The following is a 15,144-nucleotide window of genomic DNA, read 5'->3' on the forward strand; positions in this document are numbered from 1 at the left end:
CGCGGCGGTACAGACGGTAACCCAATACGGAGAGGCAACATGTTTGAACAGGTTGCGGGGCTTCTCGCAGAACACGAGGAACTCCAGGAACAGCTCGCTGATCCCGCGCTGCACGCAGACGCGGTACGCGCAAAGCGAGTAAACCGACGCTACGCTGAGCTGAGCAAGATCAAGACTGCCCACGAGCAGTGGATTCAGATTGCTGAAGATCTTGAGGCAGCGCGCGAGCTTGCGAAGGAAGATGACGCCTTCGCTGAGGAAGTGCCCGTGCTCGAAGAGGCACTTGCAGCTGGCCAGGAGAAGGTGCGCCGTCTCTTGATTCCGCGCGATCCCGACGACGCTCGTGATGTCATTCTTGAGATCAAGGGTGGCGAGGGCGGCGCTGAGTCGGCGCTCTTCGGGGCTGACCTGCTGCGCATGTACATGCACTACGCAGAGTCCAAGGGTTGGAAGACTGAGATCATCGAGGCTGACGAGAGCGATCTCGGCGGCTACAAGAATGTTCAGGTCGCAATCAAGGCGAACCCCTCCGACCCCTCGCAGGGCGCATGGGCACACCTCAAGTACGAAGGTGGCGTGCACCGCGTGCAGCGCGTGCCTGTCACTGAGTCGCAGGGCCGCATCCACACTTCGACCACCGGCGTGCTCGTGTACCCCGAGGCCGACGCGCCTGAAGAGGTCGAGATGCACCAGAACGATCTCAAGATCGATGTCTACCGTTCCTCGGGTCCCGGCGGTCAGTCGGTCAACACGACCGACTCAGCTGTGCGTATTACGCACGTTCCGACCGGCATCGTTGTGGCAATGCAGAACGAGAAGTCGCAGCTGCAGAACCGTGAAGCGGCAATGCGCGTCTTGCGTGCCCGCCTGCTCGCGCGTCAGCAGGAGGAAGCGGCGGCCGAGGCCTCGGCGCACCGTTCGACTCAGATCCGCACCATGGATCGCTCCGAGCGCATTCGCACCTACAACTACCCGGAGAACCGCATCGCGGATCACCGCACCGGCTTCAAGGCATACAACCTTGACGCGGTGATGGATGGCGCGCTCGAACCGATCATCGAGTCTTGCATTCGCATGGACGAGGAGCAGCGACTCGCAGATCTCTAACGAGATTTCCCATTTGAACGGCGCATGATTGCTCGTCGTGCTCCTCCGGCTCACAGTTCGGAGGAGTACGATGAAGGTCATGCGCCGTTCGAATACCCTCTTACCTTGGGTGGTGTGGGGCGTAGCAGTATTCAGTTATGTCGTCGCCGTCGTTAACCGTTCGTCACTAGCTGCCCTCGGGCCGCAGGCCCAGTCTCACTTCGGCATTGACGCAACAACGCTCGCAATGTTCCCGGTGATCCAGCTCGCGGTATACGCGGGCATGCAGATTCCCGTGGGAATGCTTCTTGACCGTTTTGGATCGAGCCTGATGGTTCTCCTCGGCGGCGCATTCATGTTCATCGGCCAGACACTGATGGCCACGGTCACTGATCTTCCACTTGTCGTCGTGGCTCGTATCCTCGTCGGAGCGGGTGACGCGTGCGTGTTCGTAAGCGTCATGAAGATTCTTCCTGAGTGGTTCCCCATTCGGCAGATTCCGGTTGTGAGCCAGTTGACCGGCCTCCTTGGCCAGGCGGGCCAGCTCGTTTCGGTGATCCCGCTCGCGCTCGCAGTGGATCGGTTTGGCTGGCGTGCTGGCTTCCTCGGAATCGCAGCCGTTGCTTTGATCGCGATGATCTTGATCGTTGTTGTCATGCGCGATTCGCCGTATTCGCAGACTATCGGTGAGCGGATCATTGGCAAGGAACGGGTTCTGCCTGACTCAGCGCACACCAAGGCGCCACTCACAGGTGTCGTCGCGGCGCCGCCGGCGACGTCGATGCTCCCTGTTGTGCGTCAGCGCTTCGATCTCTTCAAAATGGTGCAACGGTCTCGTCAGATTGTGTCAATGCCCGGTGTGCGCCTCGCGTTTTGGATGCATTTCACCTCGCCATTCGCGATGAACGTCTTTGTGCTTCTTTGGGGCACGCCGTTCCTCGTCGGTGGACTTGGCGTGGAGCCTGCAACCGCCAAGGGCATGTTGAGTCTGACCATCGTTGCGTCGTCGTTTGCGTCGCTCGTACTCGGACCCGTGAGCTCGCGGTTCATGGAACGTCGCGTGGCAATCTATACCGGCATTACGATTGCGATTATTGCTGTGTGGACTGCCGTCATCCTGTGGCCGGGCAACCCGCCGATGCTGCTGGTCTTCGCCTTGCTCGTTATTATGCCTATCGGTGGCCCAGCTTCGATGCTTGCCTTCGAGGTGCAACGTTCGCACACCCCAAAGAGCTTTGTCGGCTTCGGTACTGGCTTGGTGAACACGGGTGGCTTCATCGCCAGCCTCATCGCTATTTACCTTGTCGGGCTCGTGCTTGATTTGGAGGGTGCTGGCACCCCCGAAACCTATTCGCTTGACGCGTTCAAGCTTGCGTTCGCAGTCCAGATACCCATCTGGTTGTTCGGTCTCGGCATGGTATTCCTTGAAGCTCGACGTACCAAGGGCTGGATGCGCCGCCACGACCGCAAGCTTCGCTAGCGTTCTTCCTTGCGTGCGCTCGCGTGCGCCTCAACGAACTCTTCGAGGAGTTCGACGAGTAGCCGTGCTCGATCCGCGCCCATCAGACTGAACGCAGTGTGGTACTCCTGGTAAAAGTACCCAAGGCTCTCCTCGAACTTGGCCTTGCCCAGGTCGGAAACGGTGAAGACGTACGCTGGACCGACCTCTCCTCGGCTCCGACTGAGGTACTCATGTTGCAGTGCCGCGTTTGCCTGTCGGTTAATCGTTGACTGCTCGAGGTGTAGCTCATCTGCGATTTGCTTGAGTGTTCGGGGGATTCCGTCAATGAGTAACGCAATGATGCGGAGCTCTGCAGCGCCGAGTGGCAGATGTGAGACGGCGACGCGGCGTTCACGCTCGTATCGGGTCGTTGCTGCGGCGAATCGCTCGGCGCTTTCCTGTAGGTGCTCTGGGGAATGTGGCATGGCGGAGTCCCTTCGATGGTCATTGCGACAATACCAGGTGTGTAGAATACATAATCTATCCATTATGTAGCTTACACAATGGTGTGATTTCGAAAGGACCTATGTCTTCCACGCATAACATCGAGACTGAGGAAGCGTATTCAACGGCGCGTTCGCGCCTCATTATCCTGGTGCTGGGCTTCTCAAGCCTGTGTGCATCGCTCATGCAGTCACTGGTTATCCCGGTGCAGAGCCAGCTCCCTGAACTGCTCCATACGTCGGCAGCAAATGCGTCGTGGGTGGTCACTGCAACGCTGCTTGGTGGAGCGGTGGTCATGCCAGTCGCAGGTCGCCTCGCAGACCTCATTGGCAAGCGACCCGTGCTCATTGCAACTGCATCGCTCATGCTGCTCGGCTCGGTGCTCTGCGCCGTGAGTGACGTGTTCGGTATTGTCATCGTTGGCCGTGTGTTGCAGGGCTTTGCGATGGGATACATCCCTGTAGCGATCAGCCTGGTGCGTGATGTCACCCCACCGCGGCTCGTGAACGGTGCCATCTCAGGTATCTCTGCGACGCTCGGTGTTGGTGGCGCCCTGGGGCTGCCAATTGCTGCGTGGATGGTGCAGTACTACAGCTGGAACATGCTGTTCTGGCTCGCTGCGACCCTCGCAGCGATTATGGTGGTGCTCGCGGCCACGCTCATTCCGGGCGTTAAGCCGGCGAAGAGCGGTCGGTTCGACTACCTCGGGGCTATTGGTCTTGCGGCCGCACTCGTTGCGATTCTCGTTGGCGTCACCAAGGGCAACGAGTGGGGCTGGGCTTCAATCTCGACACTCGGCCTTATCGGCCTTGGAGTCCTCTTGCTCCTCGCGTGGGGCTTCTTTGAACTCAAGCAAGACGAGCCTCTCGTCGACCTGCACACGACCGTACAGCTCCCGGTGCTCTTCACGAATCTTGCTGCACTGCTCGTTGGCTTCGGCATGATGGCGCAGACAATCGTGATGCCACAGTTGCTTCAGTTGCCGACTGAAACGGGATATGGCCTGGGTCAGAGCATGCTGCAAACCGGCCTCTGGATGGCGCCATCTGGCCTCATGATGCTGCTCTTTTCACCGATTTCGAGCAGGATGCTCACCCGTTGGGGCGGTCGAGTAACGCTTATTATCGGCGCGATCGTGCTTGCCGCTGGCTATGTGTCTGGCTTCTTCTTCCTCGAGCAGCCGTGGCAGTTGACGCTCGCAGGGTGTATTGCGTGTGCCGGTGTCGGTATCGCCTACGCATCCATGCCGACGCTCATTTTGGCAAACGTGCCGCGGCACGAGGCAGCGTCGAGCGTGGGCGTGAACTCGCTGATGCGTTCGATGGGTGGCGCGGTAGCCGGCGCAGTAATGGCCATCGTGTTGACGAGTCAGCTCAGTGAGCTTGGCGCGCCGACGGAGTGGGGGTTCAAGCTGTGCTTCCTCATCGGTGCGGGGGCGGCGCTCGGTGGCGCGCTCCTTACTTCGTTTGTGCCGCGCGGAAATCCTGCGCAGCACTAGGTCGGCGCGGATCCATACAGCAGCGGCCCCCGGTTCAATCGAACCGGGGGCCGCTGCTGTATGCGGGGGATCGCTAGATCACGTAGAAATCGGCTTCGTCTGGGCGCGGCACGAGTGGCGATCCGCGCCTCCGTCGTGGCTGGGCAGGAATGCCAGTAAGCGTCGTCCAGGGTTCCGAAGATCGCACGACGACCGCGTTCGACCCGATCGCCGAATCGTGCCCGATCTCAATGTTGCCGAGGAGCTTTGCGCCCGCCCCGATCACGACCCGATCGCCGACGGTTGGGTGGCGCTTGCCTCGATCGTGACCAGTGCCGCCAAGAGTGACACCGTGGTAGATGATGACGTCATCGCCGATAATCGCGGTTTCACCGATCACCACGCCCATGCCATGGTCAATGAAGAGCCGGCGACCGATCGTTGCGCCAGGGTGAATCTCGACGCCTGTGAAGAATCGTGCGATCTGCGAGATCGTGCGGGGGAGTGTGCGTGCCCCGCGGCGCCACAGGCCGTGTGCGGCGCGGTGCCACCAGACTGCGTGGAGCGTCGAGTAGAGGAAGAAGATGGAAACTGACCCACGCGCGGCAGGGTCGCCGACCTTTGCCGCGTTGATGTCTTCGCGAATGCGCGAGAAGAAGGCCATCGGAATCTCCTGGGGGGGTAGTGCTGACTTACGCACGAAATCGCAAGGCCAGTCACCTCGTGGTGAAGACCTTGCGATTCGTGGTTGAATTGCGATCATTCAGGGCGCGGATCGCCCCGCAGATTACGCGTTCAGGTGGTCGTACAGAGGGGTCGAGAAGTAGCGCTCACCGAAGTCTGGAATGATAACCACGACGGTCTTGCCTGCGTTCTCGGGGCGCTTCGCAACTTCGACAGCGGCCCAGACGGCTGCGCCGCCCGAGATGCCAGCGAGGATGCCCTCGCTGGTGCCGAGTGCGCGGCCCTTTGCGATTGCGTCTGCGAGTTCGACATCGATGACCTCGTCGTAAATCTCGCGGTCAAGGATTCCGGGAACGAAGTTTGCGCCAAGGCCCTGAATCTTGTGCGGACCAGCGGTGCCCTTGCTCAGGAGCGGCGAGTCGATCGGCTCGACAGCGATGACCTTGATCTCGGGGTTCTGCTCCTTGAGGTAGCCACCGGTGCCCGAGATGGTGCCGCCGGTACCGATGCCTGCGACGAAGATATCGACCTTACCGTCGGTGTCGTTCCAGATCTCGGGGCCCGTAGTTGCGCGGTGAATCGCAGGGTTTGCGGGGTTGTTGAACTGGCGAGCGAGCACTGCGCCGGGAGTCTCCGCGGCGATTTCTTCCGCCTTTGCAACTGCGCCCTTCATGCCGAGGGGGCCCTCAGTGAGTACGATCTCTGCGCCGTATGCTGCGAGCATCTTGCGGCGCTCGATGCTCATGGTCTCGGGCATCGTGAGGATGACTCGGTAGCCACGCGCTGCCCCGACGAATGCGAGAGCGATACCAGTGTTTCCGCTGGTTGCTTCGACAATGGTGCCGCCAGCGGGCAGCTCGCCCGAAGCCTCAGCTGCGTCGATGATGGCGATGCCGATACGGTCCTTGACCGAGCCTGCGGGGTTGTAGAACTCAAGCTTTGCGAAGACCTGTGCGCCTGCGTCTTCGGTGACGCGGTTGAGTCGCACCAGGGGGGTATTGCCAAACGCCTGGGTGATGTTCTCGTAAGTACGTGACATGTGGGTCGAACCTCTTCTGAATTGATAACGCGAAGCTACTGTAACTATATCCAAAACTAATGTCATCTTTTACGTCTCGTTATGGATGAGTCGAAAAGTTACAGGTGGCTCAAAGCTTGTGGGAAAGTTGTACCCATGACTAATGCCGCGGCTCCCTCCCTTGATTCCCTGTTGCATGAGGTTGCAGATCAGCTCGCCGCAGCCGGAATCGACCAGGCACGAATCGATGCCGAGGTGATGCTCGCCCACGTGCTGGGTGAATCACGCGGTCGACTGCAGGCGCTCGCAATTATGGGCAAGCGAACCACCCCTGAACAGGTCGCGCGCATTCGTGCGATGGCTGATGAGCGCGCGGATCGCGTCCCCCTCCAGCACCTCACCGGCAGGGCGCCGTTCCGCCGCATCGAGCTGTCGGTAGGCCCAGGCGTCTTTGTGCCCAGACCTGAGACGGAAACTGTCGTTGATTGTGCTCTTGCTGAGCTCGAACGCGCACTTGCGCTCCCTGAACGCGCCGGAACAGGAGCGCCAATTGTCGTCGATTTCTGCACGGGAAGCGGAACGATTGCGCTCGCGATTGCGAATGAGGTCTCTGACGCCCGCGTTTGGGCGGTGGAAAAAAGTGTGGAAGCGCATGCATGGGCGACGCGAAACGTTGCGGAATGGGGCGATGGACGTGTCACTCTCGTGCAGGGTGACATTGCGGCACTGGATCCTGAGGTCGTCGAATCGCTCACGGGGCGCGTCGATCTTCTGGTATCGAATCCGCCATATGTGCCCTCCGGCATGATCCCGAAAGATCCTGAAGTTCGCGACCACGACCCGGAGCTTGCACTCTATAGCGGGGAGGATGGCCTCGATCTCATCCGTATCATTGCGCGCGTTGGTCTTGGTCTGGTGCATGACGGCGGATCGCTCGTGCTCGAACATGCAGAGCATCAGGGGGAGGCGATCCGCGCCATTCTCACCGCAGCTGGCTGGCAAGATGCCGCAACATATGAAGATCTGACCGGCCGTGACCGGACAACGCTCGCACGGCGATAGCGTCCCGGTTGCAGACGTGGCGCGCGGTCAGGTACGCGCGAGTAGAATGAGTAGTTATGGCTGACCTCTTTGACTGCTCCGAACCCTCACAGCTCCTGAGTGGCGTGCGTGCCGCGCGTCAGGCAATTGGGCGCGGCGAGCTCGTGGTCCTGCCGACCGATACTGTCTACGGTGTTGGCGCAGACGCGTTTTCGCCAGAGGCCGTTGAGCGTCTACTCGCGGCGAAGGGCCGTGGTCGACAGTCGCCGCCACCCGTGTTGATTCCGAACACCGATACGCTCGCTGCGCTGGCCCGTGAAGTGACCGAGCCCCTTATGGCGCTCGCTGATGCTTTCTGGCCGGGCGCGCTCACGATCATTACGCACGCGAACCCCGCTCTTGACTGGGATCTCGGCGATACCGGTGGCACCGTTGCGCTGCGTATCCCGGCGCGCGACCTCACTATTGAACTGCTGCGGGAGACCGGTCCACTCGCGGTTTCGTCGGCGAACCTCACCGGTGAGCCGGCAGCTACCAACGCTGATGAAGCACAAGCAATGCTCGAAGACTCTGTCGCCGTGTACCTCGAAGGGGGAGTGGCTGATGGGCTTTCCTCGACGATTATCGACGCTACTGGCCTGAAGAGCGACGGAACTGGGGCAGTGCGTGTGCTGCGTGTGGGTGCAGTCTCTCCCGAAGCGATCAGCGACGTCCTCGAACTCGCTGACGTGCAGGTGGTCATCGCGAAGAAGGCGCAGCGCGTCGCACCTGCGGATTCCGCGAACACAGCTGATGCCCCTGCAGCTGATGCCCCCGCTGCTGACGCATCTGTGGCTGATGCATCTGTGGCTGATGCCGCTGCTGACGCAGCAGGCGAGGCGGCTGAAGGCTAAATTATGACCCCGTATCTTGTCGTTGCAGGCGTCGCGATTTTCGTGACGTTTGTAATGTCGTACGTGGTATTGCGACTCAGTCGTCGCTTTAACCTAGCCCCGGAGATCCGTGCGCGAGACGTGCATGCGACGCCGACGCCGAGGCTCGGCGGCATTGCGATGTACATTGGCTTGCTCGCGGCGTTCGGTGCCGCATACTTCCAGCCAGAGTTTTCCCCGCTTTTCACGCAAACGTCGATGGTTTATGCACTCCTCGGCGCGTGCACGCTCATCGCTGCGGTCGGAGTGCTTGATGATTTGCTCGAGCTTGACTGGATGGTCAAGCTCGGTGCCCAGTTCGTGGCCACCGGGCTCTTGGCCTGGAGCGGCGTTCAGATTGTCTCGCTGCCTTTCGGCGACACGCTCATCGTTGGCTCGCCGACAATGAACTTCGTAATCACGGTGTTCCTTATGACGCTGGTGATGAATGCGGTGAACTTCATCGACGGTCTCGACGGTCTCGTCGCAGGCGTAGCGCTCATTGCGAGCACGGCGTTCTTCATCTACACGCGCTTGCTCAACGCACAGCAGGGGCACGTCGATTCGATCATCTTTGCCGGCCTCATTGCGCTCATCATTATGGGTATCTGCGCCGGATTCCTGCCGTATAACTGGAATGGCGCCAAGATGTTCATGGGCGATACCGGCGCGCTGCTTGTTGGTCTGCTGATGGCAAGTTCAACGGTTGCCGTGACTGGGCAGGTAAATCCTGCGGCGCTCGATATCAAACTTGTTATCGCGAGCTATATTCCGATCATTCTGCCCGTCGCGGTGCTCGCACTGCCGCTCGCTGACTTCACCATGGCGGTGTTGCGCCGACTCCGGGCTGGAAAGAGCCCATTCGAGGCGGATCGAAAGCATCTCCATCATCGCCTGCTGGATATGGGGCATTCACCCGTTCAGGCGGTACTGGTTTTTTACCTCGGCACGGCAGTCGTTTCAGTCGCTGTGCTCTTAGTGTTTACGCTGCAGAGCTATGTGATTCCTAGCATTGTTGCAGTGGTTGGCACCGCAGCCTGCCTGGTGCTGCTGATGTTCCCCGTACAACGCTTGCGGGACGGCGCGGTGCGCCGAGGCTTGATACCTTGGAAACCTAGCGCCCACAAAGCGCCTGACCATACTTCCGTCATTTCTGCGGCTCCCGCAGCATCAATGACGAACGAAAGGACTCCAGAGTGAGCTCACCATTGCAGCCCGGTGCCGCAGAACAGGGTGCATCAGAGTACCCCATGCCGACGTCACAGCCGATGCTGTTGCGAGGTATTCGCTGGGGCATCATCACGACGATCGCCGCGATGGTCGTATTCGCTGGAGTTGGCTTCCTGGTCTCAGACACGCGCGGACTCTACGGCGGTCTGATCGGCGCTGCGATTGGCGGCGTCATGTTGTTGATGACTGTCGGAAGTATCGCATTCGGCAATCGCTTCGTTGCGAGCCCAATGTATCTCCAAATCTTCTTCATGATCGTGCTTGGTGCATGGATCGTGAAGCTCATCGGCTTCGTCGTTGCGGCGTTGCTGTTGAAGAACCAGCCCTGGCTGGATCCAAAGATGCTCTTTATCTCACTGGTCGTAACGGTGCTCGTTTCGATTGTGCTTGATGCGATCATCGTGGCGCGCGCACGCGTGCCCTATGGCGTATCACTCCCTGAGTAAGACAAAAACACCAATATTTCGCGTTTTGTTTGTGCAAAACGCGGTAAGTCCAAGCCCCGAGTTTCACCCGGGGCGAAATATTGCTAGGATATGTTCGTTCCCTGCCGGGCTTTGACGCTGTAGAGCGCGAGTCGCGGGCCGGGGCACGATCATCGTTCGAGCCGTGCGGTCAAGCCGCACCGAATCAGGAGAATGGCGCTGTTCGCTAAGGCTATGCACCTCGTTGCCCCCGGTCCTTTCAGTCTCGCAGAGGGTGGCTTCCACGGACCATCCCTGGATGACTTCTTCCCCCCAGCGGTTCTCTTCGAAGGTACCCCCTTCGAGATGAACCGCATCATGATCATTCGAATGATCATGGTTGTAGTACTGCTGGTCCTTTTCTGGCTGGGCACCCGTAACCTTCGAGTAATCCCGGGCCGCGGCCAGGGCGTACTCGAGTTCGCTCTCGACTTCGTTCGTAAGAACGTCATTGAGGAGCAGCTTGGTATCAAGGAGGGTCGCCGTTTCGCGCCCTTGCTGATGTCAATCTTCTTCCTGACGTTTGCGTTCAACGTCACGGGCATCATCCCGGGCTTCAACATTGCCGCATCGTCGGTTGTTGGTTTCCCGATCTTCATGGCACTCGTCGCGTACGTTGCCTTCATTTACGCGGGTCTCAAGAAGCACCCGGGTAAGTTCCTCAAGAACTCGCTCTTCCCCGCAGGCGTGCCCAAGGTTATGTACATCCTTGTCACCCCGGTTGAGTTCCTGTCGACGTTCATCATGCGTCCGGTCACTCTTGCACTGCGACTCCTCATGAACATGCTCGTCGGCCACATGATCTTGGTTCTGCTCTTCGCAGCTACCAACTTCTTCATCCTGAATGCTGGCGGTCTGTTCCCGCTGCTGGGTGTTGGTACTTTCGCCTTCGGCTTCGCGTTCACGCTCTTCGAGCTGTTCGTTGCTGGCCTTCAGGCGTACGTCTTTACTCTGCTCACCGCTCTTTACATCCAGCTCGCGCTGGCTGACGAGCACTAATAAACCCCTGAGTTCGGCTCCCGCCGCACTCATAACGGAAGGAAACACTTAACGTGTCTGTTCTCGCTGAAATCTCGGGCAACATCGCAACCGTTGGCTACGGCCTCGCAGCAATCGGCCCCGCAATTGGTGTGGCAATCGTTGTTGGCAAGACCATCGAAAGCACCGCTCGCCAGCCTGAGCTCGCTGGCAAGCTCCAGGGCATGATGTGGATCGGTATCGCATTCACCGAGATGCTCGCGCTTATCGGTGTTGCAACCTACTTCATCTTCGCTTAATCACCCCACCTTTCCCTAGTCTCGAAAGGGAGGCAAGATGAATCAGGCAGTGCAGTTTGCTGCAGAAGGCGCGGCTCAGAACCCGCTTCTGCCCGCAACGTACGATATCGTCTGGTCGGCGATTGCGTTCATCATCATCCTCGTCGCTTTCTGGAAGGTCTTCCTCCCGAAGGTGCAGGTCATGCTTGACGCACGCGCTGAGGCTATTGAGGGCAACATCGCGAAGGCTGATGAAGCTCAGGCCCAGGCTGAGGCGGCTCTTCAGGAGTACACCGCTCAGCTTGCAAGCGCACGACAGGAAGCAGGCGACATTCGCGAGTCTGCTCGCGTCGATGCAACCAAGATTGTTGCAAAGGCCAAGGACGACGCAGTTGCTGAGGCAACCCGTGTAACCCAGGCTGCTCAGGTTCAGATCGAAGCAGAGCGCCAGAGCGCAGTCGTTTCGCTCCGCAAGGACGTTGGCTCGCTCGCAATCGACCTCGCTTCTGGCGTGGTTGGCGAGTCGCTCACTGACGACCAGAAGGCTTCGGCTCTGGTTGATCGCTTCCTCGCTGAGCTCGAGGCTTCTGAGAAGGCGGCTAACTAATGGGAAGCGCGTCACGCGAAAGCCTCGCGGCACTGCGCGCGAACCTTGGTTCGGCAGCCGATCAGGGCGTCGGAACGTCGCTGCTCGTAGCAGCTGGTGAGCTTGAAAAGGCTCCCGCTCTCGTTGCAGCACTCGTCGATGCTTCTGCTTCGGCAGCTGCGAAGTCGGCGCTGGTTGCTCGCGTGTTCGCGCAGCTTCCCGCTGGCTCGCAGTCGATCCTCAGCGCCGCCTCGGCGCTTGGGTGGTCGAACAACGACGAGTTCGTAGCGGGCATTGAAGAGCTCGGCCTTCGCGCCGCAGCTCAGTCCTCGAACGAGATCGTCGACGAGCTGCTCGCTATCGCGGGCGTCATCGACAGCGATCACGAACTCGAGCTCAACCTCGGTAGCAAGCTCGCTCCTGCAGCAGACAAGGTTGCGCTTCTGCGTCGCCTTGTCGAGGGCAAGGTCAGCGAAACCGCTATCGCAGTTGCAACGCATCTCGCAGCATTCCCTCGCGGTCGTCGCCTTGGTGCGGCACTCCGTGAGGCAGCGCGCATCGCGGCAGATCAGGCGGGCTTCGAGCTCGCTACGGTCACCGTCGCCGGTGCGCTCAGCTCCGCGCAGCAGTCACGACTTGCTTCGATTCTCGAAGCAACCGCAGGCCGTCCGGTAAAGGTCACCACGGTGACCGATGCGACCATCATCGGTGGTATTCGCATCCAGATGGCTGACGACATCATTGACGGCAGCGTTCAGGCACGCCTGGACGATCTTCGTCAGCGTCTCGCAGCGTAGAGCACAATATACCTAACCCGGGGGCGGCGCTTCCGGACCAGACAGAGGAAACGAAATGGCAGAACTCTCAATCAGCCCGGATGAGATCCGCGACGCGCTGAAGGATTTCGCAGCGTCGTACGAGCCGGCTCAGGCAGGTAAGACCGAGGTCGGAACGGTCATCGACGCCGCCGACGGTATTGCTCACGTCGAGGGCCTCCCCGGCGTTATGGCAAACGAACTCATCCGCTTTGCGGATGGCACCCTGGGCCTTGCTCAGAACCTTGAAGAGAACGAGATCGGCGTTGTCGTTCTCGGTGAATTCGGCGGCATCGAAGAGGGCATGCAGGTCACTCGCACCGGCGAAGTTCTCTCGGTACCCGTCGGCGAGGGCTACCTCGGCCGCGTGGTGAACCCGCTGGGTGAGCCCATCGACGGTCTCGGTGAGATCGCTGGCATCGAGGGCCGTCGTGCGCTCGAGCTCCAGGCTCCCGGCGTTATGCAGCGTAAGTCGGTTCACGAGCCGCTGCAGACCGGTATCAAGGCGATCGATGCGATGATCCCCGTTGGCCGTGGCCAGCGTCAGCTCATCATTGGTGACCGCCAGACCGGTAAGACCGCAATCGCGATCGACACCATCATCAACCAGAAGGCTAACTGGGCTACCGGCGACAAGTCGAAGCAGGTTCGCTGCATCTACGTCGCGATCGGCCAGAAGGGCTCGACCATTGCTTCGGTAAAGGGCGCGCTCGAGGACGCAGGCGCAATGGAGTACACCACCATTGTTGCTTCGCCCGCATCTGACCCCGCAGGCTTCAAGTACCTCGCACCCTACACCGGTTCGGCTATCGGCCAGCACTGGATGTACGACGGCAAGCACGTTCTCATCATCTTTGATGATCTGTCGAAGCAGGCTGAGGCATACCGTGCCGTTTCGCTTCTCCTCCGTCGTCCGCCGGGGCGCGAGGCATACCCCGGTGACGTCTTCTACTTGCACTCGCGCCTCCTGGAGCGTTGTGCAAAGCTCTCGGACGAGCTCGGTGCAGGTTCGATGACCGGTCTTCCGATCATCGAGACCAAGGCAAACGACGTTTCGGCATACATTCCGACCAACGTGATCTCGATCACCGACGGCCAGATCTTCCTCCAGTCGGACCTCTTCAACGCTAACCAGCGTCCCGCAGTTGACGTGGGCATCTCGGTTTCGCGTGTTGGCGGCGACGCACAGGTGAAGTCGATCAAGAAGGTCTCGGGTACCTTGAAGCTTGAGCTCGCTCAGTACCGTGCACTCGAGGCGTTCGCAATGTTCGCTTCGGATCTCGATGCAGCAAGCCGCAAGCAGCTCGAGCGTGGCGCACGCCTCACCGAGCTCCTCAAGCAGCCCCAGTACTCGCCGTACGCTGTTGAAGAGCAGACCGTTTCGATCTGGGCTGGCACCAAGGGCTTCCTTGATGACGTCCCCGTTGAGGACATCCTCCGCTTTGAGCGCGAGTTCCTCGACTTCCTCGGCCGTAACTCGGACGCGCTTTCGAACCTCGCTTCGACGAACGTCCTCTCGGACGAGATCGTTGCAGAGCTCACCGCGAAGATCGAGAAGTTCAAGAGCGAGTTCCGCACTGCTGAGGGCAAGACCCTCGCAGAGCAGTTCAACGCCCTTGACGAGTCCGAGATCAAGCAGGAGCAGCTGGTCGTCAAGAAGTAGTTGCTGACAGGGTGGGGGCTTCGGCCCCCACCCGTCACCTCAACTTTTAGACACTAGCCTCAAGCAAACAGGAGAGACATGGGAGCGCAACTTCGGGTCTACCGGCAGCGAATTAAGTCTGCCCAGACGACCAAGAAGATCACCCGTGCGATGGAGTTGATCGCGGCTTCGCGCATTCAAAAGGCACGAGCCCGCGTCGACGCATCGAACCCCTACACCGACGCGATCACTCGCGCGGTGTCGGCGGTCGCCACGCACGCGAAGACCGATCACCCGCTGCTCACGGAGGCCGACAAGGTCACCCGCGCCGCTGTGGTGATTTTCACCTCCGACCGCGGACTCGCTGGCGCGTTCAACTCGCAGGTTCTCCGGGAAGCCGAAGAGCTCAGCGAGCTGCTTCGCTCAGAGGGCAAGGAAGTTAGCTACTACCTCGTTGGCAACAAGGCCAGGGGATACTTTAACTTCCGCCGTCGTTCTTCGGAGCGCATCTGGGCCGGCGATACCGAGAACCCCACATTCGAGACTGCACAGGAAATCTCTGAGGCTGTCATCGAGGCGTTCCTTCGCCCCGCAGAAGAGGGTGGCGTCCAGGAAATTCACCTGGTCTTCAACCGCTTCATCAGCATGGTGACTCAGGCCCCGCAGGTTACCCGCCTGCTCCCGCTGCAGATTGTTGACGGCGTCGACGAGAGCGTAGAGGCTCAGCCTCTGTACTCGTTCGAGCCCGAGGCAGACGTCGTTCTCGACAAGCTGCTCCCTGACTACATCGAGTCGCGTATCTTCAATGCGCTCCTTGAGTCGGCAGCTTCGAAGCATGCGGCGACGCAGAAGGCGATGAAGGCGGCAAGTGATAACGCGGATTCGTTGATCCGTGATTACACCCGCCTCGCGAACAACGCTCGCCAGGCTGAGATCACCCAGCAGATTTCTGAGATTGTGGGCGGCGCTGACGCGCTGTCCAACTAAGA

16 protein-coding genes are annotated in these 15,144 nt (G+C 59.9%); 13 read left to right on the plus strand and 3 right to left on the minus strand.

Features of this window, described 5'->3' with window-relative positions:
* The first annotated feature begins 39 nt into the window (after positions 1 to 39).
* Positions 40 to 1,107, plus strand: a complete 1,068-nt coding sequence (prfA, locus tag ICL81_RS01685) for a peptide chain release factor 1 (protein ID WP_188033239.1) — start codon at positions 40 to 42, stop codon at positions 1,105 to 1,107.
* A 79-nt stretch (positions 1,108 to 1,186) separates the two neighbouring features.
* A complete protein-coding gene (locus ICL81_RS01690; protein ID WP_188033240.1) occupies positions 1,187 to 2,566 on the plus strand; it encodes a nitrate/nitrite transporter in 1,380 nt (459 codons plus the stop codon).
* Here the strand turns inward: ICL81_RS01690 and ICL81_RS01695 are convergent.
* Positions 2,563 to 3,012 carry a MarR family winged helix-turn-helix transcriptional regulator gene (locus ICL81_RS01695; protein ID WP_188033241.1) on the minus strand — a complete coding sequence of 150 codons (450 nt, stop codon included), beginning with the start codon at positions 3,010 to 3,012 and terminating at the stop codon, positions 2,563 to 2,565. The two genes, ICL81_RS01690 and ICL81_RS01695, sit on opposite strands and share 4 nt — an antisense overlap.
* 101 nt (positions 3,013 to 3,113) lie before the next feature.
* Here ICL81_RS01695 and ICL81_RS01700 point away from each other — a divergent pair, with 101 nt between their 5' ends.
* Entirely contained in the window at positions 3,114 to 4,529 is a 1,416-nt protein-coding gene (locus ICL81_RS01700; RefSeq protein ID WP_188033242.1) for an MFS transporter, read from the plus strand.
* Between the two features lie 73 nt (positions 4,530 to 4,602).
* Here ICL81_RS01700 and epsC read toward each other — a convergent pair whose 3' ends face one another.
* Together epsC and cysK are read right to left on the minus strand one after the other, a co-directional pair.
* Positions 4,603 to 5,172 carry a serine O-acetyltransferase EpsC gene (gene epsC, locus ICL81_RS01705; RefSeq protein WP_188033243.1) on the minus strand — a complete coding sequence of 190 codons (570 nt, stop codon included), beginning with the start codon at positions 5,170 to 5,172 and terminating at the stop codon, positions 4,603 to 4,605.
* A gap of 123 nt (positions 5,173 to 5,295) precedes the next feature.
* Positions 5,296 to 6,231, minus strand: coding sequence for a cysteine synthase A (gene cysK / locus ICL81_RS01710; protein ID WP_188033244.1), 936 nt, complete (start codon positions 6,229 to 6,231; stop codon positions 5,296 to 5,298).
* 135 nt (positions 6,232 to 6,366) lie between these two features.
* On the opposite strand from cysK, the gene prmC reads away from it, so the two are divergent.
* From prmC to ICL81_RS01760, 10 genes are all read left to right on the plus strand, one after another.
* The gene (gene prmC, locus ICL81_RS01715; RefSeq protein ID WP_188033245.1) at positions 6,367 to 7,272 is read left to right on the plus strand and encodes a peptide chain release factor N(5)-glutamine methyltransferase; all 906 of its coding nucleotides are present in this window, start codon (positions 6,367 to 6,369) and stop codon (positions 7,270 to 7,272) included.
* 56 nt (positions 7,273 to 7,328) lie between these two features.
* Positions 7,329 to 8,144, plus strand: coding sequence for an L-threonylcarbamoyladenylate synthase (locus tag ICL81_RS01720; protein ID WP_188033246.1), 816 nt, complete (start codon positions 7,329 to 7,331; stop codon positions 8,142 to 8,144).
* Positions 8,145 to 8,147: 3 nt separating this feature from the next.
* The gene (locus ICL81_RS01725) at positions 8,148 to 9,362 is read left to right on the plus strand and encodes an MraY family glycosyltransferase (RefSeq protein WP_188033247.1); all 1,215 of its coding nucleotides are present in this window, start codon (positions 8,148 to 8,150) and stop codon (positions 9,360 to 9,362) included.
* On the plus strand, positions 9,359 to 9,838 hold the full coding sequence (locus tag ICL81_RS01730) for a 3-oxoacyl-ACP reductase (protein WP_353055383.1): 480 nt from the start codon (positions 9,359 to 9,361) through the stop codon (positions 9,836 to 9,838). The genes ICL81_RS01725 and ICL81_RS01730 overlap by 4 nt, the downstream gene beginning before the upstream one ends.
* A gap of 192 nt (positions 9,839 to 10,030) precedes the next feature.
* A complete protein-coding gene (gene atpB, locus ICL81_RS01735) occupies positions 10,031 to 10,855 on the plus strand; it encodes a F0F1 ATP synthase subunit A (RefSeq protein ID WP_251381609.1) in 825 nt (274 codons plus the stop codon).
* Between the two features lie 53 nt (positions 10,856 to 10,908).
* On the plus strand, positions 10,909 to 11,133 hold the full coding sequence (atpE, locus tag ICL81_RS01740) for an ATP synthase F0 subunit C (RefSeq protein ID WP_025133963.1): 225 nt from the start codon (positions 10,909 to 10,911) through the stop codon (positions 11,131 to 11,133).
* Positions 11,134 to 11,170: 37 nt separating this feature from the next.
* A complete protein-coding gene (locus tag ICL81_RS01745) occupies positions 11,171 to 11,719 on the plus strand; it encodes a F0F1 ATP synthase subunit B (RefSeq protein ID WP_188022653.1) in 549 nt (182 codons plus the stop codon).
* Entirely contained in the window at positions 11,719 to 12,495 is a 777-nt protein-coding gene (gene atpH / locus ICL81_RS01750; protein ID WP_188033248.1) for an ATP synthase F1 subunit delta, read from the plus strand. The genes ICL81_RS01745 and atpH overlap by 1 nt, the downstream gene beginning before the upstream one ends.
* Before the next feature lie 55 nt (positions 12,496 to 12,550).
* Entirely contained in the window at positions 12,551 to 14,176 is a 1,626-nt protein-coding gene (gene atpA, locus ICL81_RS01755) for a F0F1 ATP synthase subunit alpha (RefSeq protein ID WP_188033249.1), read from the plus strand.
* Between the two features lie 78 nt (positions 14,177 to 14,254).
* Positions 14,255 to 15,142, plus strand: a complete 888-nt coding sequence (locus tag ICL81_RS01760) for a F0F1 ATP synthase subunit gamma (protein ID WP_188033250.1) — start codon at positions 14,255 to 14,257, stop codon at positions 15,140 to 15,142.
* The last annotated feature ends 2 nt before the right edge of the window (positions 15,143 to 15,144 follow it).

The organism is Leucobacter sp. cx-328 (assembly GCF_014530035.1).
Taxonomy (GTDB): Bacteria; Actinomycetota; Actinomycetes; order Actinomycetales; family Microbacteriaceae; genus Leucobacter.

Bases quoted from the DNA above. Each gene is read 5' to 3' on its own strand.
- prfA (WP_188033239.1), top strand. From the start codon at position 40: ATGTTTGAACAGGTTGCGGGGCTTCTCGCAGAACACGAGGAACTCCAG.
- ICL81_RS01690 (WP_188033240.1), top strand. From the start codon at position 1,187: ATGCGCCGTTCGAATACCCTCTTACCTTGGGTGGTGTGGGGCGTAGCA.
- ICL81_RS01695 (WP_188033241.1), bottom strand. From the start codon at position 3,012: ATGCCACATTCCCCAGAGCACCTACAGGAAAGCGCCGAGCGATTCGCC.
- ICL81_RS01700 (WP_188033242.1), top strand. From the start codon at position 3,114: ATGTCTTCCACGCATAACATCGAGACTGAGGAAGCGTATTCAACGGCG.
- epsC (WP_188033243.1), bottom strand. From the start codon at position 5,172: ATGGCCTTCTTCTCGCGCATTCGCGAAGACATCAACGCGGCAAAGGTC.
- cysK (WP_188033244.1), bottom strand. From the start codon at position 6,231: ATGTCACGTACTTACGAGAACATCACCCAGGCGTTTGGCAATACCCCC.
- prmC (WP_188033245.1), top strand. From the start codon at position 6,367: ATGACTAATGCCGCGGCTCCCTCCCTTGATTCCCTGTTGCATGAGGTT.
- ICL81_RS01720 (WP_188033246.1), top strand. From the start codon at position 7,329: ATGGCTGACCTCTTTGACTGCTCCGAACCCTCACAGCTCCTGAGTGGC.
- ICL81_RS01725 (WP_188033247.1), top strand. From the start codon at position 8,148: ATGACCCCGTATCTTGTCGTTGCAGGCGTCGCGATTTTCGTGACGTTT.
- atpB (WP_251381609.1), top strand. From the start codon at position 10,031: ATGGCGCTGTTCGCTAAGGCTATGCACCTCGTTGCCCCCGGTCCTTTC.
- ICL81_RS01745 (WP_188022653.1), top strand. From the start codon at position 11,171: ATGAATCAGGCAGTGCAGTTTGCTGCAGAAGGCGCGGCTCAGAACCCG.
- atpH (WP_188033248.1), top strand. From the start codon at position 11,719: ATGGGAAGCGCGTCACGCGAAAGCCTCGCGGCACTGCGCGCGAACCTT.
- atpA (WP_188033249.1), top strand. From the start codon at position 12,551: ATGGCAGAACTCTCAATCAGCCCGGATGAGATCCGCGACGCGCTGAAG.
- ICL81_RS01760 (WP_188033250.1), top strand. From the start codon at position 14,255: ATGGGAGCGCAACTTCGGGTCTACCGGCAGCGAATTAAGTCTGCCCAG.